Annotated in this window: 17 protein-coding genes and 1 pseudogene; 11 read left to right on the top strand and 7 right to left on the bottom strand. The window is 70.9% G+C overall.

The features are described from left to right. The first annotated feature begins 6 nt into the window (after positions 1–6). The 4 genes from GA0070607_RS07625 (at position 7) to GA0070607_RS07610 (ending at position 4048) form a co-directional block, all read left to right on the top strand. Positions 7–534, top strand: a complete 528-nt coding sequence (locus GA0070607_RS07625; protein WP_089017558.1) for a WapI family immunity protein — start codon at positions 7–9, stop codon at positions 532–534. 130 nt (positions 535–664) lie between these two features. Beyond that, positions 665–1813, top strand: coding sequence for an epoxide hydrolase family protein (locus GA0070607_RS07620; RefSeq protein WP_089017557.1), 1149 nt, complete (start codon positions 665–667; stop codon positions 1811–1813). Between the two features lie 85 nt (positions 1814–1898). After that, the gene (locus tag GA0070607_RS07615) at positions 1899–2699 is read left to right on the top strand and encodes a PPOX class F420-dependent oxidoreductase (RefSeq protein WP_089017556.1); all 801 of its coding nucleotides are present in this window, start codon (positions 1899–1901) and stop codon (positions 2697–2699) included. 92 nt (positions 2700–2791) lie between these two features. Next, positions 2792–4048, top strand: coding sequence for a hypothetical protein (locus tag GA0070607_RS07610; protein WP_157743105.1), 1257 nt, complete (start codon positions 2792–2794; stop codon positions 4046–4048). A 12-nt stretch (positions 4049–4060) separates the two neighbouring features. Here GA0070607_RS07610 and GA0070607_RS07605 read toward each other — a convergent pair whose 3' ends face one another. The 3 genes and pseudogenes from GA0070607_RS07605 to GA0070607_RS07595 form a co-directional block, all read right to left on the bottom strand. Continuing rightward, the gene (locus tag GA0070607_RS07605) at positions 4061–4498 is read right to left on the bottom strand and encodes a VOC family protein (RefSeq protein WP_089017554.1); all 438 of its coding nucleotides are present in this window, start codon (positions 4496–4498) and stop codon (positions 4061–4063) included. A gap of 14 nt (positions 4499–4512) precedes the next feature. After that, positions 4513–4695 (bottom strand): annotated as a pseudogene (locus tag GA0070607_RS07600) (VOC family protein); the annotation flags it as partial. A 133-nt stretch (positions 4696–4828) separates the two neighbouring features. Continuing rightward, a complete protein-coding gene (locus tag GA0070607_RS07595; RefSeq protein WP_089017553.1) occupies positions 4829–5149 on the bottom strand; it encodes a GYD domain-containing protein in 321 nt (106 codons plus the stop codon). A gap of 249 nt (positions 5150–5398) precedes the next feature. On the opposite strand from GA0070607_RS07595, the gene GA0070607_RS07590 reads away from it, so the two are divergent. The 4 genes from GA0070607_RS07590 (at position 5399) to GA0070607_RS07575 (ending at position 11212) form a co-directional block, all read left to right on the top strand. Continuing rightward, the gene (locus tag GA0070607_RS07590) at positions 5399–6667 is read left to right on the top strand and encodes an SdrD B-like domain-containing protein (RefSeq protein ID WP_089017552.1); all 1269 of its coding nucleotides are present in this window, start codon (positions 5399–5401) and stop codon (positions 6665–6667) included. A 205-nt stretch (positions 6668–6872) separates the two neighbouring features. Next, positions 6873–7517, top strand: coding sequence for a LuxR C-terminal-related transcriptional regulator (locus tag GA0070607_RS07585; protein ID WP_089017551.1), 645 nt, complete (start codon positions 6873–6875; stop codon positions 7515–7517). 201 nt (positions 7518–7718) lie between these two features. Next, positions 7719–9827, top strand: coding sequence for an MMPL family transporter (locus GA0070607_RS07580; RefSeq protein ID WP_231930892.1), 2109 nt, complete (start codon positions 7719–7721; stop codon positions 9825–9827). A gap of 44 nt (positions 9828–9871) precedes the next feature. Then, positions 9872–11212: a nicotinate phosphoribosyltransferase gene (locus GA0070607_RS07575; protein ID WP_089021711.1), complete on the top strand. Its 1341-nt coding sequence runs from the start codon at positions 9872–9874 to the stop codon at positions 11210–11212. A gap of 96 nt (positions 11213–11308) precedes the next feature. Here the strand turns inward: GA0070607_RS07575 and GA0070607_RS07570 are convergent, their stop codons facing one another. Together GA0070607_RS07570 and GA0070607_RS07565 are read right to left on the bottom strand one after the other, a co-directional pair. Then, a complete protein-coding gene (locus GA0070607_RS07570) occupies positions 11309–12394 on the bottom strand; it encodes an endonuclease/exonuclease/phosphatase family protein (protein ID WP_157743104.1) in 1086 nt (361 codons plus the stop codon). Positions 12395–12717: 323 nt separating this feature from the next. Then, positions 12718–13347, bottom strand: a complete 630-nt coding sequence (locus tag GA0070607_RS07565) for a hypothetical protein (protein WP_089017548.1) — start codon at positions 13345–13347, stop codon at positions 12718–12720. 124 nt (positions 13348–13471) lie between these two features. Between GA0070607_RS07565 and GA0070607_RS32950 the strand changes: the two genes are divergently transcribed. Continuing rightward, the gene (locus GA0070607_RS32950; protein WP_197701243.1) at positions 13472–13735 is read left to right on the top strand and encodes a hypothetical protein; all 264 of its coding nucleotides are present in this window, start codon (positions 13472–13474) and stop codon (positions 13733–13735) included. Here the strand turns inward: GA0070607_RS32950 and GA0070607_RS07555 are convergent. Next, a complete protein-coding gene (locus tag GA0070607_RS07555) occupies positions 13717–14070 on the bottom strand; it encodes a nitroreductase/quinone reductase family protein (protein WP_089017547.1) in 354 nt (117 codons plus the stop codon). The two genes, GA0070607_RS32950 and GA0070607_RS07555, sit on opposite strands and share 19 nt — an antisense overlap. A gap of 218 nt (positions 14071–14288) precedes the next feature. Between GA0070607_RS07555 and GA0070607_RS07550 the strand changes: the two genes are divergently transcribed. Next, positions 14289–15179, top strand: coding sequence for a replication-relaxation family protein (locus GA0070607_RS07550; RefSeq protein ID WP_089017546.1), 891 nt, complete (start codon positions 14289–14291; stop codon positions 15177–15179). A 324-nt stretch (positions 15180–15503) separates the two neighbouring features. Here the strand turns inward: GA0070607_RS07550 and GA0070607_RS07545 are convergent, their stop codons facing one another. After that, positions 15504–16466 carry an HNH endonuclease signature motif containing protein gene (locus GA0070607_RS07545; RefSeq protein WP_157743103.1) on the bottom strand — a complete coding sequence of 321 codons (963 nt, stop codon included), beginning with the start codon at positions 16464–16466 and terminating at the stop codon, positions 15504–15506. Between the two features lie 409 nt (positions 16467–16875). Between GA0070607_RS07545 and GA0070607_RS07540 the strand changes: the two genes are divergently transcribed. Next, entirely contained in the window at positions 16876–22422 is a 5547-nt protein-coding gene (locus tag GA0070607_RS07540; protein WP_089017544.1) for an AAA domain-containing protein, read from the top strand. Positions 22423–22476 lie beyond the last annotated feature (54 nt).

Genomic DNA, 22476 nt, shown 5'->3' with positions numbered 1-22476 from the left:
CACCGGGTGGAGATCCGGTCTGACGACGGTGCGCGGGTGCGGATCCGCCCGGTCGGCTACCAGCCCGGCATCGACCCGCCCGACGACCCCGACCGGGCCGCGCCCGGTTGGCACGACTGGCTGCTCATCGAGGTGGACGCCCGCACCGCAGACGGTCAGACCTGGTCGCACCACTACCCGAGCCTGATGGTCGAGGAGGCCCGCGCGCTGGGCGGCTGGCTGCGCGGGCAGGCGAAGGCAGCCGGCGGGCCGAGCCCGACACCGGCGATGGTCCGTTTCACCGAACCGAACCTGGCCCTGCGGAGCCGGGTGATCCGCCGTCGCCGGCTGGAGTTGATCGTGGAGTTCTCCGCCGAGTCGCTGCCGCCGTGGATGCGCCGGCCGTCCACCGCGATCTACCCGTTGATCCTCACCGTCTCCGCGGACGTGCTGGCCGTCGCCGCCGAGCAGTGGACCGAGCACTGCGAGGCGTACCCGCCGCGCGCGCCGTCCCGATTCCCGGCCCGGGGTCCGATGCTCGGCCCGTTCGGGTAAGGTGATCTCCGTCAGCCACGAGAGGAGGTGAGCCCGGTGACCACCAATCGTCATTCCTGGGCGCTCTTCTCGGCCGTCCCCCTCAGCTGACCTCTCGCGTCGGGGAGCGCCCTCCTTAATCGGAGGACCAATGTCTTTCTCCTCGTTCCGCATCGACGTGTCCGATGCGGTCCTCGACGATCTGCGGGCCCGGCTGGCCCGTACCCGCTTCACCGACCGCAGCGGCGACCAGCCGTGGCAGGGCGGCGCCGACCCGGACTACCTGCGGGACCTGGTGTCCTACTGGCGCGACGGGTTCGACTGGCGGGCCCGCGAAGCGGAGCTCAACGCGTACCCGCACCACCTGGCCGTCGTCGGCGGCCGCAAGCTGCACTTCCTGCATGTCCGCGCGGTCCGTCCGGCCGGCGCGCCCACGACGCTGCCGCTGATCCTGAGCCACGGCTGGCCCAGCAGCTTCGTCGAGATGCTGCCGCTGGTCGACCGGCTCACCGACCCCGGCCGGTACGGCGGCGACCCGGCCGACGCGTTCGACGTGGTGGTGCCGTCCCTGCCCGGGTTCGCCTGGTCGGAGCTGCCGAAGGAACCGCTTACCCGGGCGGTGCTGGCCCGTACGTTGCACGAGCTGATGACCGACGTGCTCGGCTACGAGCGTTACGGCGCCTTCGGCGGCGACATCGGCGGGGTGGCCACCGGCTGGTTGGGTGCCCTGTACCCGGAGCAGGTGGCCGGCATCCACATGATCCACCCACCGTTCCCGGCCAGCTTCGACGCCCGTCCGCTGTCCCCGACCGAGCAGGCCTACCTGGACGCCGAGGCCGCGTACGACGAGACCGACGGCGGTTACAGCGCCATCATGGGCACCCGGCCGGACACCCTCGCGGCGGCGCTTGTCGACTCCCCGGTCGGGCTGGCCGCCTGGCTCGTCGACAAGTACCGGGACTGGAGCGACAACCACGGTGACCTGGGAAACAGCTTCGACCGGGACACCCTGCTCACCATCATCACGCTCTACTGGGCGACCGGGACGATCGGCTCGTCGTTCCGGCAGTACTTCGACTTCGACCTCAACACCCCACGACCCGACATCACCGCGCCCGCCGCGTTCACGGTGAGCACCGAACCCTCGCAGGCCGACATGCCCCGCTCCAGCGCCGAGCGGGCCTGCACCGACATCCGGCACTGGAGCGAGCCCGGCCGGGGCGGGCACTTCATGCCGCTGGAGGAGCCGGACCTGCTCGCCGGTGAGATGAGGCAGTTCTTCACCTCGCTGCGCCCGTAGTGACCGCTGGTGGAGCCGGGCCGTTCGTCGGCCCGGCTCCACCCTTGGCCTGTCACGCCCGGCAGCGTTGCCTCGTCAGGTCTGCATGAGATCAATCGTGCGACCCGCCGCCGCCCTGCTCGGCCTGGCCAGCGTCATCGTCGGGGTGTGGGCGCTGCTCGCGCCGGCCTCGTTCAGCGCCTGGGCCGACTTTCCGCCGCACCGACACTTCGTGCACGACGTCGGCGCCTTCCAACTCGGCATCGGCGTGACAGTGCTGCTCGCCACCATCTGGGCCGACGCGTTCACCGTGGCGCTGGCCGGCTACGCGGTCGGCGGGACGGCCCACACGGTCGTGCACGTCGCCGACCGCAACCTCGGCGGCACCACCGGGCAGACCCTCGCGATCGCCGGTGCCGTGGTGGTGGCCGCTGTGGCGTTCGCGTACCGGTGGCGGGAGCGGGGCTGGGTACTGGGCACGATCTCGCCGTCCAGCGTGCCGGAGCTGACCCCGTTCGGCGGGCAGAAGACGGTCCTGCTGACCACGTACCGCCGCGACGGCCGCCCGGTCGCGACGCCGGTGAGCATCGCCGTGGCCGGCGAGCGGGCGTACGTGCGCAGCTTCGAACGGGCCTGGAAGACCCGGCGGATCGGCAACAACCCGACGGTCACCGTCGCCGCCTCGACCGCGCGCGGCGTGCCGACCGGCCCGGCGATCCAGGCCACCGCCCGCCGGCTGACCGGCCCGGAGTACGGCGACGCCGCCCGCACGCTGCGCCGCAAGTACCCGCTGCTGCACGGGGTGCTCGTGCCACTGATGCACCGCCTCGGACGGCGCAGGACCGGCCGGACCGTGCACTTCGCGATCGTCCCCGCTGAGGCGACGGCACGGCTTGAGGTGCTCTAGTCTGTCAATTCTCGCCTTTCGGGAACAAAGGGAAGCATCGATCCCGTCCGCGTTGCCTGTCCCGTAGATGAGCGGTTGTACCGCGTGTGACCGTGACCTCACTGGCATGTTCCCCCTGGCGGATCGCCTGGGCCGAGCGCGAAAACGAGCGGCGACGACGCGAGTACCGCACCGAGACCGACGCCTGGCTCCGGCGCAACGACCACCTGAGCCGGCTGCGGATCGAGGCCGCCGGGTTCCTCGGGTGCACGCAGCCGCGCACCGGCCTGCCCGTGGATCTCGCCGACGACGAACTCGTGTTCCGCGTACTCCCCATGGCAGAGCTGGTCGAGGCCGAGGCGCGGCACGTCGCCGGCCTGCCGACCCCGGGCCCCGTCACCTTCGCCGACACACCCGACGGCGCCCCGCCGACCGGCCTGCGGGTCGTCGACGCCGGCGTGGCCGTCGTGACCAGCCACCGGGTGGCGTTCGCCGGGGGCGAGCACCGGCGCGAATGGCGGTACGCGGACCTGGCCGCCCCCGCCCACCACCCCGACGTACCCCTCACCCTGCTGCACACCACCGACCGCAGCCCGCTCGGCGGGCTGCTCGTGCCGGCCACCGCCGCGGTGAACGCCCGTTTCTACCTCACCCTCGCCATCGCTGCCGCCGCCGGGGAACGCGCCGCCGTCACCGCGCAGATCGACGCCCTGCTCGACGTCCACCAGGGCGCACGGCCGACACCGCCGCCGCTCGTTGGACCCCAGGAAGCGCCGTGGACGGCGCTGCGCCCCGATCGCCGGGGGGTCGCCGTCGCCACCGTCGCGACGGTGGTGGTCGCGACACTCGGCCCAGGAGCGTTCGGGCCGCAAACGACCGGCCCAGCGCAACGGGCCGAAGCGGGCATCGTCGTGGCCGCGGACGTGCCGAAGGCCGTCGGCGACCTTCTCCCGGTCCTTCCCGTCGGGCCGGTGGCACCGGAGCGGGGCTGGGCCGGGTCGGTCGGCCGTACGCTGCCGGCCCGAACCACCGGCGGCGCGCCGTACGCCGCACCGAGCACGACTTCCGTGCGGCCGACGGTGCCGGTCGCGCCGGCACCGCCCACCGCCGTTGGCCCGCCGACCACTGTGGGGCCGCCGAGCGCGCCGGTCCCGCCCACCAGTACCGCGCCGACACCCGGGCCGGCTCCGACCACGGACCCGCCCCCGGTGAACCGTCCCATCATGCCCACCGCGTCGCCCACACCGACCGCTCCGGCCTCGCCCAGTCCATCAGCGTCGCCGGAGGCCGCGGCCCTGATCACGCTCTGCCTGGATCCCCTGCAACTACCGCTGCTGGACCGGCTGCTCTGCCCCACGACCGGACCGTGATCGTTCTCCGGCTCAGTCCGTGGTGCCGAAGTCGGGGACGGTGATGGTGCCGTCCTCGGCGAGGGGGAAACCGGGGTTCCAGGCGATCTCCCACACGTGACCGTCCGGGTCGGTGAAGTAGCCGGCGTAGCCGCCGTAGAACGTCTCCCGGGCCGGTTTGGTCACCTCGGCGCCGCCGGCCACCGCCGCCGCGATCACCTCGTCGACCTCGACCCGCGAGCGGACGTTCTGCGCCAGGGTCACCCCACCGAAGCCGCCGGTGCCCGGATCGTCGACGCCCGCGTCGTCGGCCAGCTTGTCCCGGCCCCACAGCACCACCGCCAGGCCGCCGGCCTGGAAGAACACCGTCTCCTCGACCTCCTGGCCGCGCCAGCCGAGGTGTTCGTAGAACGCCTTTGCGCGCGCCACGTCTGCGACTCCGAGGGTGACCAGGCTGATCCGTTGTTCCACGTCGGTAGGTCCAATCACTCGGGGGTGTGGCAGACGACCTCGACGTTGTTGCCGTCCGGGTCGCGGACGAACGCGGCGAAGTAGGTCGGGGGGTACTCCGGCCAGACGCGGGGCGCGTGCAGCACCTCCGCGCCGGCTTTCACTGCGGCGTCGTGGAACGCCTGGACGGCGGCCCGGTCGTCGGCGGTGAAGGCCAGGGGCTGACGCCACGCTAGCGACGGGGTACGACGCGCCCGCGTAGCGGCTGGCCACGGGACAGCGTCCCGCCGTTCCGCCCGAGTCCCGGCCGAGCCGCGCGTCAACCGGCGGGTGCGCCGGATCAGCGGACGCTCACCTCCCTGGGGGCTGGTACTCCTCCTTGCGCTGGGTCGCCTCGTCGACCTCCTTCGGGGTCAGCACCGGCGTGATCCTCGTGTCCACGCCGCCCGCCGCTCGGATCGCGATGGCCAACCCGGCCGCCGCGCTGTTGTCGGGGAGGTCACACAACACGAAGGTGTCGTGATCACCGAACCCGAAGTGCATCGACTCCATCTGCCCGCCGGCCGCCTCGATCGACTTGCGGACGACCTCGGCGCGCTTCGTGCCGCCGTCGTTGGCCAACCCCTTGACCCCTTCGATGGTGTAGGTCGATCTCAACAGGAACTTCGCCATGCGTGTGCCTCCTGCCAGAGGGTGTCAGCACTGCCCGGTCGCCACCACGGTCGCGCGTACCCGTTCCCCGGGCGGCTAGTCATGACCCCGGGGCTGGTCGCCGAAGCGGGGACGGATTCCTCCCCCGCCCGATGTAACGACGCGTCGGCGACCGTCGCCAAACGTCTGGAAGTATCGGTGATCTTGGGTCTGTCCGGATTGCCGCGGGGTGGCCACAGCAGGCCACCGTCCCTACAGACAGGGAGTTGCATGAGCATCCTCCACCGACGGGTCGGCGCGGTACTCGCGCTGGCAGTCCTCTCCACGACCCTCGGGTCAGTGGGCGTCGCGAACCCCGCGTCGGCCGCCGTGCATCGTGCCGACCTCACGGTCGGGCTCACCGTCGACCGGTCGCGGATCCCCGTGCAGGGTGAGACCGTGATGACGGACATGACGGTCGCGAACGCGGGGGTCGCGACCGCCGACGGGGTCACCGTGACCGTCGACCTGCCCGCCAACGCGTACGTCGACGGCGAGGGCCCGGCGGCGGACGGCTGGCAGTGCGCGCTGAGCGCCAGCCTGGTCTGCACCCACGCCGCGCTGCCCGCTGGGCAGAAGGCCGCCCCGATGGCCTTCGGGGTGCGGTTCCGGCCCGGCGCCGACGGCGAGACGGGCGACATCATCGCCACCGTCTCGTCGACCAGCAGGGAGTCCAGCACCCGCAACAACACCACCCGGCAGACCGTCACCTACGACGCCGGCGTCGTCTACCCCGACCTCTACGTCTCCAGCGTTGTGCAGATCCCCGGGTACGAGGTACTGGCCGGGGACTGGGTCAAGCACCCGATGCACTTCGCCAACAACGGCACCCAGACCGCCGAGGACGTTCGGGTCCGGGTCGTCGCTGCCGCCGGCCTGTTCGGGGGCGTCGGCAACCAGTCCGACCCGTCCTGGAAGTGCACCACTGTCGCCACCGATCAGGAATGGGAATGCGTCAACGGCCCGCTCGCGCCGGGCGCGCAGACCCCGGTGCTCTCATTCAGCGGCCAGGTGCCGGAGGGCGGCCAGCCCGGCGACCCGCTGCCGGTGACCGTCACCCTCTCCACCAGTACTCCCGGCGAGGACCCGCGCGGCAACACGTACCAGGGCGGCTTCGTCTACGGCACCGCCGCGTACCTGACCGGCCGGGTCTGGCTCGACGCGGACGCTGACGGCCAGCGCGACCCGGAGGAGACCGGGCTGTCCACCGGTGAACTGGCCCTGTCGGTGCTGCCGTCCGACGGCCCCACGCGGAACATCACAGTCAACGCGGACGGCACCTACCGGGTGGCGCTGCGCGACGGGCAGCACGAGCTGCTCGCCGAACTCTTCTCTACCACGTACCGGTTCACCACACCGGACACCGGTGACGACGCCACCGACTCCGACGTCTTCGTCACCTTCGACGGGCCGGACCAGCAGTCGGCGCAGTCCGAAGTGGTGCAGCTCGCGCAGGGCGCGGAGACGGTCCTCGACATCGGTCTGGTCAGCGTCGGCTGACCAGGTCGCCCACGGGGCTCTGACCGGCGCGCTGTCGCCGGTCAGGGCCCCGTCTCCTGCGGGATCTCCTACGCCGCCGGTGCCCGCTCGACCGGCGGCGCCGCGACCGGCCGGAACGTTGGCCGCGCCAGGGCGCTCGGCCACCAGGTGCGGGGGCCGATGTGCAGCGCCAGCGCCGGGACGAGCAGGCTGTCATGGAGCTGCCGTGCGAGTTGTCATCGCGGAGGACCTTGCCCTCCTCCGGGACGGACTGACGCACATCCTGCACGCGAACGGACACCAGGTCGTCGAGGCCGTCGCCGACGGGCCGTCCGTACTGCCGGCGCTGACCCGGCACCGCCCCGACATCGCCGTCGTCGACGTACGCCTCCCACCCACCTTCACCGACGAAGGCCTGCAAGCCGCCCTCGCGGCCCGGATGCAGATGCCCGGGCTGCCGGTCCTCGTGCTGTCCCAACACGTCGAACAGCTGTACGCCCGCGAACTCCTCGCCGGCCGCAGCGGGGGAGTCGGCTACCTGCTCAAGGACCGGGTGTCCCACGTCGGCCAGTTCATCGACGCGCTACGCCGAGTGGCTGGCGGCGGGATGGTGATGGACCCGGAGGTGGTCACCCAACTGCTGGCCCGTAACTCCGGCATGCAGCCACTGCGGGACCTCACCGCCCGGGAGCGGGAGGTGCTGGGTCTGATGGCCGAGGGGCGGTCGAACGCGGCGATCGCGGGCCGGCTGTTCGTCACGGACAAGGCGGTGAGCAAGCACATCAACAACATCTTCAGCAAGCTCGGGATGCCACCGTCGGACGACGACAACCGGCGGGTGCTCGCGGCGCTCGCGTACCTGAACAGCTGAAACTCACGTACTCCCCGGAGCCCAACCATCCGAGAAGGAGTGCCGGGCGACGGTACTCTGCACCACGGGTAGCGAGGACTGCCCGCAGAGTGACGGGCGGGGTGCCCTGGGCGCTACGGGCCCAGAGTCGGTGGTGCCGAACACGCGGGGGAAACCATGTTCGAGCGGCTGGGCAGGTTCGTTGTGGGCAGAGCGTGGTGGGTGATTGCCGGGTGGGTGCTCGCGGCAGCCGCCATCATCCTCACCACACCGTCGCTGAGCGACATCACCTCCGCCGATCAGGAAAGCTTCCTGCCCCGCTCGTACGAGTCCGTGCAGGCCACCGAGCTCGGGCAGAAGGCGTTTCCGCAGCAGGCCACCGCAACGGCGATCATCGTGGTCAAGCGCGCCGACGGGCAGAAGCTCACGCCGGCGGACGAGGCGAAGGTGGGCCAGCTCGCCCAGTCGCTCAAGGGCAAGAACATCCCGCACACGTCCGGCTACCTGACCGGTCCGCCAGCTGTCGCGCCGGACAAGTCGGTGCAGATCATCAACGTCGGGCTCGACGCCCCCGCCCCAGACGATCCAGCGCTGCTCGACGCCGTACGCGATCTGCGCGCGGACATCGGCCCGGAGCTGGCGAACAGTGGGCTGACCGCGGGCGTGGCCGGCGACGTGGCGAGCTTCGTCGACAACGAGGACACCTTCAACAATGCCTTCGCCGTGGTCGGCATCGCGACGATCATCCTGATCATCGGACTGATCCTGATCATCTTCCGCAGCCCCATCGCCGCGCTGCTGCCCGTGGTGGTCGTCGGCGTCGTCCTGAGCATCACGACCGGTCTCGTCGCCGCCGCCGGCAAGGCATTCGACCTCAGTGTCAGCCAGGACCTGCAGACGATCCTGCTGATCGTGCTGTTCGGCATCGGCACCGACTACATCCTGTTCCTGCTCTTCCGCTACCGGGAGCGGCTGCGCGCCGGTGACGACAAGCGCACCGCGATGATCGTCACCGTCCAGCGGGTCGGCGAGGTCATCACCTCGGCTGCCGGAGCGGTCATCGTCGCGTTCCTCGTGCTGCTCCTGGCCTCCCTGGGCTTCTTCGGCTCGCTCGGCCCGGCGCTCGCCATCGCGGTCGGCGTCATGCTGATCACCTCACTCACTCTCATCCCGGCGGTCGTCTCGCTGCTCGGCCGATACGTCTTCTGGCCGTCGAAGGCGTGGCAGCGTGCGCCCAAGGCCACCATCTCGCACCGGCTCGGCACGCTCGTCGGGCGCAGGCCGGCACTCGTCGCGGCGGCATCGGGCGTCCTGCTGGTCGCGCTCGCCGCAGGCGTGCTCGGCTACAAGGCCGACTACGACTTCAGCGCCGGCTTCCCGCAGGACACCGAGTCGGCCAAGGCCGCGCAGGACCTGCAGCGCGGGTTCGCCGCCGGCGCGCTCGCCCCCACCGAGGTCTACCTGACCACCGGTAACGGGTCGCCGCTGACCGAGCAGCAGGTCAACGACTTCGCGGCGGCCGTAGCGAAAGCCCCGGGTGTGGGCCAGGCACAGCCCCCGGAGCGCAGCACCGACCCGAGTGTGGCCCGGGTCAACCTGCTGCTCAACGAGAACCCGGTCTCCAACGAGGCGATCACCCTCGTCCGCGAGGACCTGCGCGATGCCGTGCACGCGGCGGCACCGCCCGGCACCCGGGCGCTGGTCGGCGGGACCACCGCGATCTTCGCGGACATCAACTCGGCGAACAACCGAGACCTGTCGGTGATCCTGCCGGTCGCGGCCGGCCTGATCGCGCTCATCCTCGCGCTGCTGCTGCGCAGCCTGGTCGCGCCGATCTACCTCGTGATCGCGGTGCTGCTCAACTTCGCCGCCACGCTGGGCGCCACGGTCTACCTCTTCCAAGGGCTGCGGGGCGAGCCCGGTGTCACCTTCCAACTGCCGATCATCCTCTACCTCTTCGTGGTGGCGATCGGAACCGACTACAACATCCTGATGATCGCCCGACTACGCGAGGAAGCGCGCGAAGGCAACGCGCCCCACGAGGCTGCCGCCATCGGTGTGGAACACGCCGGCCCGACCGTCGCGGCGGCCGGACTGATCCTGGCCGGGACGTTCGCGGTGCTGCTGCTCGCGCCGATCTCGTTCCTGCAGCAGATGGGCTTCGCGGTGGCGATCGGCATCGTGCTGTCGGCGTTCGTCATGTCGATGTTCTTCGTTCCGGCACTGACCGCGCTGATCGGGCACAAGGCGTGGTGGCCGGGGCACGGCGACGAGCGGCCGGCCGGCGGACCGCGCACCCCGCCGGAGCCGGCGACCGTGGCGAACGGGTAGCGCGAGTTGTCAACGCCGACCGTGCCAGTGCCGATGGAGGAACCGTGACCGGGCTGCGTACCGACCTGTACGAGCTGCGGATGGCGGCCAGCTACCTGCGCCGGGACATGGTGGAGCGCGCGACGTTCAGCCTGTTCGTCCGCCGCCTACCGCCGCAGCGTGGCTTCCTGGTGGCCGCCGGGCTGGCCGAGGCGCTGGCGTTCCTGGAGGGTTTCGCGTTCGACGAGGGTGAACTCGGCTACCTGCGCGACACCGTCGGGCTCGACGAAGCGACGCTTGCAGCGCTCGCGGGGCTGCGGTTCACCGGTGATGTCTGGGCCGTGCCGGAGGGCCGCGTGGTGTTCGCCGACGAACCGCTGCTGGAGGTCACCGCGCCGATCGCCGAGGCGCAGCTGGTGGAGACCGGCGTGCTGAACCTGATCACCTTCCACACCACGATCGCCAGCAAGGCCGCCCGGTGCCGCGTCGCGGCCGGCGACGCGCAGCTTGTCGACTTCGCATTCCGCCGCACGCACGGCATCGAGGCCGGCGCGGGCGTGGCCCGGGCGTCCGCGATCGCCGGCTTCGCCGCGACCAGCGACGTCGAGGCCGCCCGACGCTACGGACTGCCGCCGTCCGGGACCATGGCCCACTCGTACGTCGAGGCGTTCCCCGACGAGCGTGCCGCGTTCCGCGCGTTCGCGACCGACTTCCCGACGAACCCGGTGTTCCTCGTCGACACCTACGACACGCCCGCCGGAGTACGAGCCGCCGTCGAGGTCATCGCGGAGCTGGGACTGACCGGCCCGATGGGCGTGCGGCTCGACTCCGGAGACCTCGCCGCGCTCGCCGTGCAGACCCGCGCGATCCTCGACGACGCCAGGCTGACCCAGGCCCAGATCGTGGCCAGCGGCAGCCTCGACGAGAACGTCATAGCGGCCCTCGTCGCCGCGGGCGCACCGATCGACGCGTACGGCGTCGGCACCCGCATGGGCGTCTCGTTCGACGCGCCGTCCCTGGACAGCGCCTACAAGCTGGTGGCCGTCGGCGACCGGCCGGTGCTCAAGCTCTCTCCCGGCAAGGCCACCCTGCCCGGTCCCAAGCAGGTCTTCCGCGATCCCACCGGCGCCGACGGCGACGTGGTGGGGCTGCGCGACGAACCGCCACCGGGCGACCGCGAGCCGCTGCTCGTCCCGGTCATGCGCGGCGGCCGTCGCCTGGCCGACACCGACCCGGCCGGTGAGGTACGCGCCGCGCGCGGCCGGTTCGACGCGGACCTCGCCTGGCTACCGGAGCCGGCGCGCCGGCTGGCGGACCCGGAGCCGCTCACCGCCGCCGTCAGCCCGGCCCTGACCGCGCTGCACGAGCGGGTGTCCGCGCAGGTGGGGCGGGGCGGAACGTACTGACAGCCAGGCCGGGCGGACTTGTCGGGGCGGTCATCGCGGCGGGCCGGCGGCAACTCCGGGCTGGCGCGTCGGCGCCAGCCCGGAGCAGCGTTCGCGCTACTTCAAGGCCAGCACGGCCAGGTAGCCGAGGTGGTCCGATGCCCACCGGCCGTCGGGGGTCTGCCGCTCGGTGCCGAAGATGAGGCTCGAGACGGGAACGACCGCCCCCCGGAACAGGACCATGTCGATGCGGTGCTCGACCGCGTCGGCGGGTTGGTTCAGGTCGTCGCCCAGACCCGCGGTGTAGCCCGGTTCACCCGGATGCAGGATCTGCCACGTGTCCCGCATCCCACCGGCCACCAGCGCGGCGTAGGCGAGCCGGTTCTCGGCGACGGGCAGCTCGGGGCCCGTGTTGAGGTCCCCGACGAGGATGACGTCACCCGGTGCTGTGGCGAGGGGGCCGGCCAGCAGCTCGCGCGCCTGCAGCACCCGCACACCAGGGTGGAAGGCCTCCAGGTGGGTGTTCACGAACCGGAACGGGCGTCGCCCGTGCACCACGTCCACAGCGGTCCAACCGCGGGTGCTGGTCACGGTCCCGTTCGTCGCCGCGAGCGTGAAGGTGAGGTTGTTGACGAAGGTGCCGGACGAGGAGTCGGTCACCTTCACCCGGCCGCCGTGACGCACCAGGATCACGTCGCGCATCGTGAGCCGGACGTCGAGCAAGTGCGGCGCGCCCGCCGGCGCCTCCAGATCGGCCTCGGCCTGTACGACCGCGACGTCGTACGCGTGACCGGAGCGGCTCAGCTCGCCCATCAGCAGGGCCAGGTAGTCGTACCGGATCTCGGTGGCGGGTGCGGGGTCACCGAACGTGCCGGTGCGCCACAGGGCGACCTCCTGCAGTCCGACCAGGTCCGGCTTGTTCTTGGTGATCTCGCGGGCGAGCAGCTTCGCCCGGGCGGGAAAGTCGACCAGGTCGACGTGGCTCAACAGCGCGGAGTTCGCGGCCAGGAACGCCCCCGGCGTCGGCGCGCCGATGGATGGCGTCAGATCGCCGCCCAGAAAGAGGTTCCGGGTCATCACGGTGACCTTGGATTTACCTTCGGCGTGCACGGGTGCGCCGAAAACGCCGAGGCTGACCAGGGCGATGGCGGCTGCGAGCGTGACCCTCGCCGCTCGCCAGGAGGTGGTGGGTGTCGGGAGCATCCTTGTCGATCCTCTCTCCCGGCGACTACGCCGGCGTCGGACGTGAGATCGATCCGGTGGTGCGGATGGGGACGCGGAAGGCGGCGTCGCGACCTGTCGGCGGGGCGCGGCCCGAGGCGGTGTGCGTGCACCGTATCGCCGCGAGGCGGTCGGAGACAGCCGTGGATATCGGCGGTTCGGCCCCACCCGCCAACCGGTACGGGTACTCGACGCTGACGTCGGCATCCGCGTCGGGCCGGCGGACGCCGATCAGGGCGGCGGCTGTCGGAGCGGAGCCCGGTCCGGTCGGCTGCCCGCCTGCGTCGGCGGCGACGCTCGGCTCGTCAGTCGGGCAGACAGGTCCCGTCGGGAAGGAGGCCGACGATCTCCTCGCCGCTCACACCGCTCGGCACCTGCTCGAAATGGCCGATGACACAGACGTCATCGAGGCGAGCCGCGTAGAGCAGCCCGCCCACATGACCTGGATCGCCCGGACGAGCCAGCCGTGCCGTGCTCGCAGAGGCCTCCGTCCGGCTCAGCCACAGCCGAGCCGCGTCGACATCGTGCTGGGTCGGTTCGTGTGACGCCGGCTGACGGGCACATTCCGGCTGGGCGCCGGTCATGCACCAGCCGGCGTGCGACGCGGCGAGGCGAATGGCCCTGGCCCTGTCCCTGACCGCCGTCCGCTGCCCCTCGGTCACCGGTGCGCGGCGCGGGTCCAGGGCCGCGGGCGGACCGCACTCCTTCGGAGGACCCGGGTCCGAGCCGAACACGGGGCAGCCGTAGCCGATCGACCGCTTCCCACCCGCGGCCGGATCGGGTTCGCCGACGAACCACCTGACACCCGCGGTGGCGGCCACGACGGCGACGACCGCGCCACACAGCACCAGGACCAGCCGGGTACGGCCCAGCCACCGCCGACCCGAACCGTCCTGGCCCGCGGGGAGCTCACCATCATCGCGCACGACGTGCATCTTAGAAGTCGATCGATCACCGTGGAGGAACTGGACGTGACGAACAGCGCCGCCGCCCGGTGCGTCGTGGGGCTCTTAAGCGATGGCTCGCAGAGATGCCGATCATGGGCGAGGGGACCGAGTGATGGATGATCGGGCCGACTGGGACGACCTGCGCGAGCGCCGGATGGCGGAGCCGGGCGCCGCCGAGGCGTACGAGGCGGCCCGGATCGCGTTCGAGCTGGGCCAGACGGCGCGGGAGCTGCGGGAGCGCGCCGGTCGCCTGGTTCTCCGCCGGCGCGACGCGCTGGTCGCCAACCGACGGATACCGCCGGCGGCACCGGTGCTGGTCAGCGCCACCCTGGCCCCGGGTACCACCTCTGCACCGGGTTACCCGAGCGCGACCTGAACGGCGACGTCGCGCTTCGGGTAATGCGCCTGCACCTGATCCGCGCCGTACTTGTCGCAGAACATCTCCACGACGTGGTTGACCCGGTCGGCGTCGGTGATCGCGGTGGCGCTCGTACTCAACGCCGTGCCGTTCGAGGCCACCTGGATCATCGGTGTCCGCTGCACGTTCTTGTACCAGTCGCTGTCCGAGCCGGTGATCGGGACCAGGAACAGGCTCTCGTCCTCCTGCACGAACCACACCGGGTGCGAAATCTGCCGCCCGGTCTTCCGGCCGGTCACGGTGAGGTCGATCTCGCTGACGCCCTCCAGGGCGTCCCTGATGGCTTCGGTCACGGTGTCCTCCGTCGATCCTGCCGGAAGTGCTCCCGCTTCCCAGGCTATGAGCCTTGGCGGGCGCTCGCGGCGGATCCGGGACACCCGCATTGACGAGGCGGATCCAGTCGCTGCGGCTGCGGACCTGCTCCGCCACGACGTGGTGCAGAGCTGTCCGACGCCGAGGCGGATATGCGCGCGGCGCTCATCGCCGAGGAGGAGCGGAAGCGCGCTGAGGCATCACCGCCCGCGACGACCGCCTCCTCGGCTGGCTCTACGACCATGGAGTCCTCACCACCGCCCAGATCGCCGCCGCACTGTTCCCGTCCCTGGACTTCGCCCAACGCCGGCTACGCCGCCTCACCGTCCTGCGGGCGACAGACCGGTTCCGACCCAACCGGGCCTACGGCGGCTCCTACCCGTACCACTACGTCCTGGACCAGCTCGGCTACGACCACGTCCACGCCCAACGTGGACTCGGACGACCACGCCGGGACCAGGCCCGCCGCCGAAAGCAGTCCCTGACCGCACGGCCGGACCTGCCGCACCTGCTCGGCGGCAACCAGGTCTTCATCGGCCTCGCCGCCCACGCCCGCACCTACCCCGACACGGCCCTGGACCGGTGGCAGCCCACGTCGGCCTTCCACGAGCCCGGCGTGTTCTACCGCCGAGGCGGCAACCCGCAGATGATGGTCCACGGACCGACCGGACTGCCCCGCCCCGACGGCGCCGGGGTGTGGACCGAGCACGGACGGTCCGTGCCGTTCTTTCTCGAGTACGACACCGGCCGCGAACGCCTCGACATCCTCACCGAGAAAATCGCCAAGTACGAACGGCTGGTCCGCCTGAGCAACTGGGCGTGGCCAGTCCTGTTCCATCTACCCTCCGCCCGGCGGGAGGCGAACCTGCACCACCGCCTCGCCGAGGTCGGTCCGCAGGCGATCATCGCCACCACCACCGCCGAACTGCGCGCCGCCACCGGCGCCAGCCCCGCCGAGCAGGTGTGGCAGCTGTCCGGCTTCGGCGCCTGCCGGCACCGCCTCATTGATCTGCCCTACACCGACACCGCCCACGACGCCGAGTTACCCAACCTCGCCGAGCCCGCCCGAGCGGGCGGGCGGGCCCCCTGATGGGGCGGCGGGGCAGACGGGACGCGTCGCGTGGTGTAGGTGGCCCATACGCGGCCCCGCGCGCCCACACCCGCCACCTAGTACGCAGCGAAAGCCGCGCGTCGTATGGCCCCGAGGGGCGGGACAGGGGCGCGGGGCTGCAGGTCGCCCGTGCAGCGCCCGGCGTACCTCAACAGCTCTCACGGATCTGTCAGGGTCGGCCTCCGGCGACAGAACTGGCGACCGCCCCGACACTCACACCAACCACCCCGCCGTGACAGATCCCATGAGCGGCATACGACGTCGCGCTTCGGGTAGTGCCGGTCCACCTGATCCGCGGGAACGCTATCCGGCGTCCCGCTTGTCGTTTTTTGGTTTCCAGAGATCTGTGGCCCATCTCAGATGAGCCACCAGGTACTCCTCGCGCGGGCGGACCTGGGGCGGGATGGCCAAGTGCCTTTCGCCGAGCTGAGCCAGATCTGGAAACGGGTCGAGAGAAGGGCTCAGCCGCACCACCCAGTCCGAGGGATCGATGGCGAGGAGGAAGCCGTCGAACAGCGAGTGGAGATCTCGGCGAAGGAGGACGCCGCCGGCGATGTCATGCTTCGGCGTGTCGCAATAGCGGTATAGGTGGGCTGCTTCGATGGCTTGCGCGGGTTGCGGTCCGGTTATGAGACAGCGGTCCCCGAATCGTTGGCGCAGTACCTGCCGGAACTGAGCTTGGCCGATGCGAACATGACCCAGTCTGGGGCGATGGCCAGCCGGTAGCTGCGGGTCGGTGGCTTCAACCCACCATCGGAGGCTGGGATCGTAGGCCTGTCCGAGCAGCCGGGTGATCAGTTCAGGGTCCAGTGGCCGTATCGATTGCTGGGCCGAGCGATTGAGATATGCAGACGCTACATTCGTCACCCGGACGTCTGTCGTCGGCCTCCAGGTGCGAGCGTAGTCGCACATATAGACAGTGGCATTTATCTGTTCCTGAGAGGGCTCGTCGAACAGGTTCTGGCAGGGCGAGCACTTGTAGCGCGGGGTCAACTGCTTCCGTGTCTTGAACGCGGTATTGCCGCAGCTTGGGCAGCGACGCCTTACCTTCGTTGCTGTCTCGGTCTGCACGTCGTCGATCCAGCCGACGCCGAGCACATGGCTACCGTTGCGCAGGACGGCTAAATCACCCGGTTGAACAGCGCGGTGGTTCGGGACGGTGCTGTCCCAGGCATACCTGCTGCCCAGAACGTCGGTGTACCCGAGGTTTCCGGCGAACTGCCGCTCCGACTCGTCGATGGTCAGCAGACTCCATGCACGGTTCATGGCAGAGGTTTCTACAGCAGCCGCACGAGCTTCGCTGCCCCTCGGTAGTGAACTCATGGGGCGCTTCGGGCAGTCGATCGTTCCTGCTCAAGCCGTCGTCCCGCTTGAAGTTCTGACGGTTGGGGGATCCCGTCTGCAGGACCGGTGCAGGTAGTGTGCGAGGACCGCCACCGGGGAGGTCGGGAGTGATGTGCGTCGGGCTTAGGTGTGAGTGAAGGCTGGCGATATCAAGTAGCAGCGCCGCGATTGAGCCAAGCCGCGTACGAGGTGCTCTGAACAGGCGATGGCGCCGGGCTGGGTGCAAGCTTTGGCTTCGATATCGATTTCCTCCCCAGCACGACTGGATAGCCGCCAGATGAGGTCTGTCGGTTTGTCAGAATCCACATGTTGCAACCAGCGAAGGTGATCCATGCTCTCCCGCTCCACGTCCTCCGCCGAGTCGCCCAAGCTGATCCTCGACCGGGCCACCTCGCTGGTCGACTACCTGATGGCCGTGCGGGCGCAGATGGAGAAGCCCGCCCGGACGGTCCCCACCGTCGGCGCCTTCTGGCAGCATGCGTTCCCCGATCACCCGGCCTGCGAGGTCGGTGTCTCCGCCGACGGCGCCAGCTGGCTGCGGGTGGGGCTGCCGGCACCGGCCCGTCCGCTGCGGGTGCCCGCGCAGTTCGCGCCGTACCTGAACGGCCCTCTCGGGTACGGCACGGAACCCCGACTGGTCGGCGCGGAGGAGGAGATTGAGCCGCTGCGGGCGCGACTCGAGGCGTGGCGGGAGCAGGAGTGGCGGCCATGGGCCGAGCAGGCCCGGCGCATCGAGGAGGTACGCCAGCTGCACCGCAGTCTGTTCGACCTGAAGCATCGGGTCGACATGAACGCGGCTTCGGACGAGCTGGTCTGGGGTCACGGTGTCATCCGGACGGAGGTCGCCGGGCACCGGGTGCAGTACCCGCTCATCGTCACCCCGGTGGCGATCGAGTTCGACGCCGACCGGTCCCTGGTGACGGTGGTCCCCCAAGGCGCGGCCCGGCTGCAGACCGACCCGCTGAGCGGCCTCGACGAACGCTACCTCGCTCAGCTGCTCGCCCTCGCCGGCTCCGGCGGCCAGCTCGACCTCGACGTGTGGGACGAGTTCACCCGCCGGGAGTTCCTCGAACGTGCGCTGCGCCGCCTCGGCCAGGACCCGGTCGTCCGGGACGCCGACCAGCCCGCCCCCACCGGCCCGCATGTGCACGACACCGGCGTGCTGTTCACCCGGCCGCGGCAGCGGATGCTGCGCCGCTTCCTGGAACAGCTGCGCGCCCGGTTGCTCGCGGGCGACGACGCCAGCATCGGCGCGCTCGCCGCGATCCTCGCGCACGAACCCAGCAAGCTGCAGATGCCGCAGGACCAGCCGGAACGTTGGACGCCGCTGGGTGAGCGTCTGCTGATGCCGCTGCCCACCAACGAGGCGCAGGAATCGATCGCCCGCCGGCTCGCCCAGCACCGCAACGTCGCAGTGCAGGGCCCGCCCGGCACCGGCAAGACGCACACCATCCGCAACCTCATCTGCCACCTGATGGCCCACGGCAAGCGGGTGCTGGTGGTCGCGCAGAAGGAGGACCCGCTGCGGGTCCTGCGCGACGGGCTGCCGCAGGAGATTCAGTCGCTGTGCCTGGCTGTGCTGGGCCGCTCCACCGACCAGCTCGTGCAGCTCCAACTGGCTGCCCGCGAACTCTCCGACCGCGGGGCGACCCTGGACAAGCGGAGCGAACAGCAGCGGGTGGACCGGCTGCGCCGCCAGCTCGGGGAGGCCGAACGCGATCTGGGTCAGGCCCTCGGCGGCCTGCGTACCATGGCCGAGAATGAGGCCGCCCACCACGAGATCGACGGCATCGGGCTCTCCCCGAGCGACGTCGGCGTCTGGTTGCGGGAACGGGCCGAGCGCTACGGCGACATCCCCGACGACCTGCCACCGCACCTCAAGGCGCCGCTGAGCGCCGACGAGTTCACCGAGCTGCTCGACATCGCCCGCCGTACCGTCAAGCAGGATCGGCTGCAGGCGTTGCGCCACCTGCCGACGGCGGCCGACCTGCCACCGGCGGCGGCCGTTCTCGGCGACCGACGGCGGCTGGACGAGGCAACCCGCGAGCTGAACCAGCTTGCCGCCGCCGGCGCGGCCCTGCCGCAGGTCCGCGCATTCGGCCCGCAGCCCCTCGACGACCTCGCCGCGCAGCTGCGCGAGGCGCTGACCGTGCTGGCCGCCCGGGAGGGTTCCTGGACGGACCGGCTCGGCACCCTGCTCCAAGCCGACCCCAACTGGCAGCAGATGTGGCACGACCACGTCGAGGCCTGCCAGCGGGCCCTCGGCGAACTCACCGCCGCCACCCGGGTCATCGCCGGCCACCAGGTCACCGTGCCCGACGCTCACCTGGCCGAGCCCCGCCGCCTGCTCGCGCAGCTCGGTGAGCTGCGGCAACGCTTTGCCGCCGGCAAGGGCGTCAGCCGAGTCTTTCAGGGCACCCTGGCCAAGCTCGCCGCCGACTGCCGCATCGACGGGGAGATCCTGCGGACCACCGACGACGTCGATATCGTCGTCGCCTACGTCGGACGGCAGCGGCTGCGCCAGGAGCTGACCACCCGCTGGCAGGAGTGGACCCAGCCGCTCGAGCTCACCATCCCGGTCGCGGCGAATCCCGAGACGTGGGCCGGCCGGCTGCTCGCCGAGGCCGAGTCCGCTCTCGACTGGGACCGCCGCCGCTGGCCGGCGCTGCACGCCACCCTGCGCGGGCTGCTCCCGGCCATCGCGACGACCGTGGACACCCAGCGGTTGACCACCATCGCGGACCTGGTCACCCGCTGCGCCACCGTCTTCACCCATGACCGCCTGGTCGCCGCCGAACGCGAGGTGGCTGCCGCGCTTCAGGCCGGCATGTCGGGTACGGATGCCAGCGAGTTGTGGCGGCTGCTCGACCTCAGCCGGCAGAGCGCCGACCTCGATCGCTGGGACTCGTACCTCGACGAGGTGCGCCGGCTCGCCGCGCTGCGTCCCGACGCGCGACGCTTCCGTGAGCTGTCGGCCCGGCTGCGGGAGGCAGCGCCCGCGTGGGCAGCCAGCATCGACGACGGCACCGCGCCCACGCTCGCCGACAACGGCATGGACTGCCTGCACCGGTGGCAGTGGCGGCAGGCGCAGACCTGGTTCGACACGGTGGTCGGCAGCGTCGACCCGGTCGCCCTCGGCCGGCGCGTCGAGCAGATCCGGGAGCGCATCCGCCGCCTCACCCAGGAACTCGTCGTCGCCTCCTCCTGGCTGGAGGTCTCAAAGGCCCTCGACGACCGCCGCCGGGCGGCGCTCGCCGACTGGACCACCGCGCTGCGCAAGATCGGCAAGGGTACGGGGAAGAACGCCGCCCTGTGGCAGGCCCACGCCCAGCGGGCGATGAGCGCGGCGGTGGACGCCGTGCCGGTCTGGGTCATGTCCGTGGACCGGGCCATCGAACAGTTCGCCGGTGGCGCCCACTTCGACGTGGTGATTGTCGACGAGGCGTCCCAGGCGGACGTGTTCTCGCTGCCCATCCTCAGCCTCGCCGAGCGGGCCGTGGTCGTCGGCGACGACCAGCAGATCGGTCCGCAGCTGTCGTTCGTCGGCGCCGTCACCGGTTTGATCAACTCGCATCTGGTCGACGTGCCATCGGCCGAGCATTTCGACCCGGAGAGCAGCCTCTACGACCACGCGGTCCGCCGCTCGCCCGAACGCATCCTGCTCACTGAGCACTTCCGCTCCGTGCCGGCCATCATCGGCTTCTCCAGCCAGACCTACTACGGCGGCGAGATCGAGCCGCTGCGCACCGACCGCCCCGCCGGGATCGGCGACCCGGTGATCGCGGTGCACGTGCCCGATGGCATCCGGCAGGACCTCACCACCTACGGCAACGTCAACGTCGCCGAGGCCGAGGCCCTGGTCGCACGGGTCGCAGCGATCGTCGCCGACCCCGTGTACGCCGGCCGGACCATCGGCGTGGTCAGCCTGCTCAGCACCAGTGGACAGGCCCTCTACCTGCTCACCCGGATTCGCGAGACCGTCGGCGAGGAGGAGATGGAACGCCGCCGGCTGCGCGTCGGTGACTCGTACACCTTCCAGGGCGACGAACGTGACATCGTGCTGGTCTCCCTGGTCGTGTCCCCGCACCAGGGACCCGTGTCGGCATTCACCAAGCGAGACCACCACCGCCGAGTCAACGTGGCCGCGTCACGGGCCCGCGACCAGCTCTGGGTCTTCCACTCCGTGCAACCCGCCGACATGCGCGAGGACGACGCCCGCGGCCTGCTGCTCACCTACTGTCAGAACGTCACCGTCGCCGACGAGGCGTATGACGACCTGGAGAAGCGCTGCGACAGCGACTTCGAACGTGCGGTGCTGCGCCGCATCCTGCTGCGCGGCTACCGGCCGCTGCCGCAGTTCCGCATCGGCAGCTACCGGATCGACTTCGTGCTGCCCGCCCCGAACGGCCGCCGCCTCGCCATCGAATGCGACGGCGACGCCTACCACGGGCCGGAGCAGTGGGAGAGCGACATGCGCCGCCAGGCGGTGCTGGAGCGGGTTGGCAACTGCGTGTTCGTGCGGATCCGGGGGAGCGTGTTCAGCCGAGATCCGGAGGCGGCGATGGAGCCGCTGTGGCAGCGCATCGAGGAGCTGGGTATCGGCGTCGCCCCGCCCGTCGCCGCCCCCGCACCTGCCGTGGACGGGGCAACGTTCATCGACGCCACGCCGGTCATCGACGTGCCGTCCCTGCCTCAGCAGGATCGGCTGGTGGTTGTCGTGGATCGGCACTGGCGCGACGAGGTCGGATCGGTCGTTGACGCCGAGCCGGTGAAGGAGCGCACTGAGCAGGAGGCATCGGTCGAGGATCCGACGGTGGACGGGTACGAAACACCTGCATCGCAGCCGGTTCTTGGCGTTTCCGTACGAGACGACCCATCAGAGCTTGAGACGGCGAAGACGCCTGCTGTCCCCAAGCAAGCGGAAGCACCTGCGCCCGGGTCGCCGACAGGGGCCCGGCAGGGCAGCGACGAGCCGCAAACGGCTTCCTCGCCGACGGGTGTCGGACCTGCCACCGCCCTGTCCGACTCACGGCCGCTAACCCGGGACCGGGCCGGGAGCGAACAGCAGGAGACGGAGGATGATCCGGACGCGCCGGTGCCGGCCGGCTATCGAAGTGTCGCCTGGCTGCGTCCATATGAGGCGGGAGCGGTGATCAGCAGCTACCGGCATCGCCAGGACGTGCCGGTCCGGCACGACGGCAAGATGCTCGGCTGGGCCAGATTCCACCCCATCACGTCGGCGGAGGCGCGGAAACACCGGGCCAACGTCCGGATCGACCGGGCGGAGCCCGGCGGGCCCCGAGTGGTCTGCTGGGTACGCCAGAACGAGGCCAAGGCCGTCGTGGAAGCGGCGAGAAACCGACAGGACAGCCCGGTCGAGGACCGCGACGGCTCGCCGGAAGGAATGGTCCAGTACTTTGCCCCGGGTAGTGCTGCGGCGAACCGGTACCGGAGTGTCACCCGGCTGCTGAGGCTGATCGCTCAGGGCGGAAGTACACAGAGGCTCTCAGCCGAAGCTGTGACAGGACGTCCACCGGCCAGACAGGCACCGTCCAGGGCTGAGCTGGAGGGACGGGAGCTGGAAGCGGTCTTTCACGCGGCGATGGTGAAGACCTACGAGCGGGCGCGGGACGAGGCGAACTACAACGCAGGTCTGCTGCTCAGGATGGTTACTGCGAAGGGCGGATTGGCGACGGCCCGACAGTTGCTGGCCAACCCTGCCGTCTCTGACGGGTTCACGGCCCTCTGGGAGCGGGGTCGCGTGGATCTGACAGCCGAGGCGGTCGTACTGCATCCGCAGTTCCGATCGCTCTTCACCGCCGAGGAACTGGCTGTTGCCAGCAGCCGGGTGGCTGACGCATCTTCCAACCACTCGTGACCGGACGCCGAGGCGGCCGTCACCTCCACCTTCGGATGGGGTCACGGCCGCCTC

The sequence above is a fragment of the Micromonospora coriariae genome (assembly GCF_900091455.1).
GTDB lineage: Bacteria > Actinomycetota > Actinomycetes > Mycobacteriales > Micromonosporaceae > Micromonospora > Micromonospora coriariae.
This window is presented reverse-complemented; position numbering and strand designations above follow the sequence as displayed.

Excerpts from the sequence above, each read along its gene's own strand:
- GA0070607_RS07620 (WP_089017557.1), top strand. The coding sequence starts at position 665 with ATGTCTTTCTCCTCGTTCCGCATCGACGTGTCCGATGCGGTCCTCGAC.
- GA0070607_RS07615 (WP_089017556.1), top strand. The coding sequence starts at position 1,899 with ATGAGATCAATCGTGCGACCCGCCGCCGCCCTGCTCGGCCTGGCCAGC.
- GA0070607_RS07595 (WP_089017553.1), bottom strand. The coding sequence starts at position 5,149 with ATGGCGAAGTTCCTGTTGAGATCGACCTACACCATCGAAGGGGTCAAG.
- GA0070607_RS07590 (WP_089017552.1), top strand. The coding sequence starts at position 5,399 with ATGAGCATCCTCCACCGACGGGTCGGCGCGGTACTCGCGCTGGCAGTC.
- GA0070607_RS07570 (WP_157743104.1), bottom strand. The coding sequence starts at position 12,394 with ATGCTCCCGACACCCACCACCTCCTGGCGAGCGGCGAGGGTCACGCTC.
- GA0070607_RS07565 (WP_089017548.1), bottom strand. The coding sequence starts at position 13,347 with ATGCACGTCGTGCGCGATGATGGTGAGCTCCCCGCGGGCCAGGACGGT.
- GA0070607_RS32950 (WP_197701243.1), top strand. The coding sequence starts at position 13,472 with ATGGATGATCGGGCCGACTGGGACGACCTGCGCGAGCGCCGGATGGCG.
- GA0070607_RS07545 (WP_157743103.1), bottom strand. The coding sequence starts at position 16,466 with ATGAACCGTGCATGGAGTCTGCTGACCATCGACGAGTCGGAGCGGCAG.
- GA0070607_RS07540 (WP_089017544.1), top strand. The coding sequence starts at position 16,876 with ATGCTCTCCCGCTCCACGTCCTCCGCCGAGTCGCCCAAGCTGATCCTC.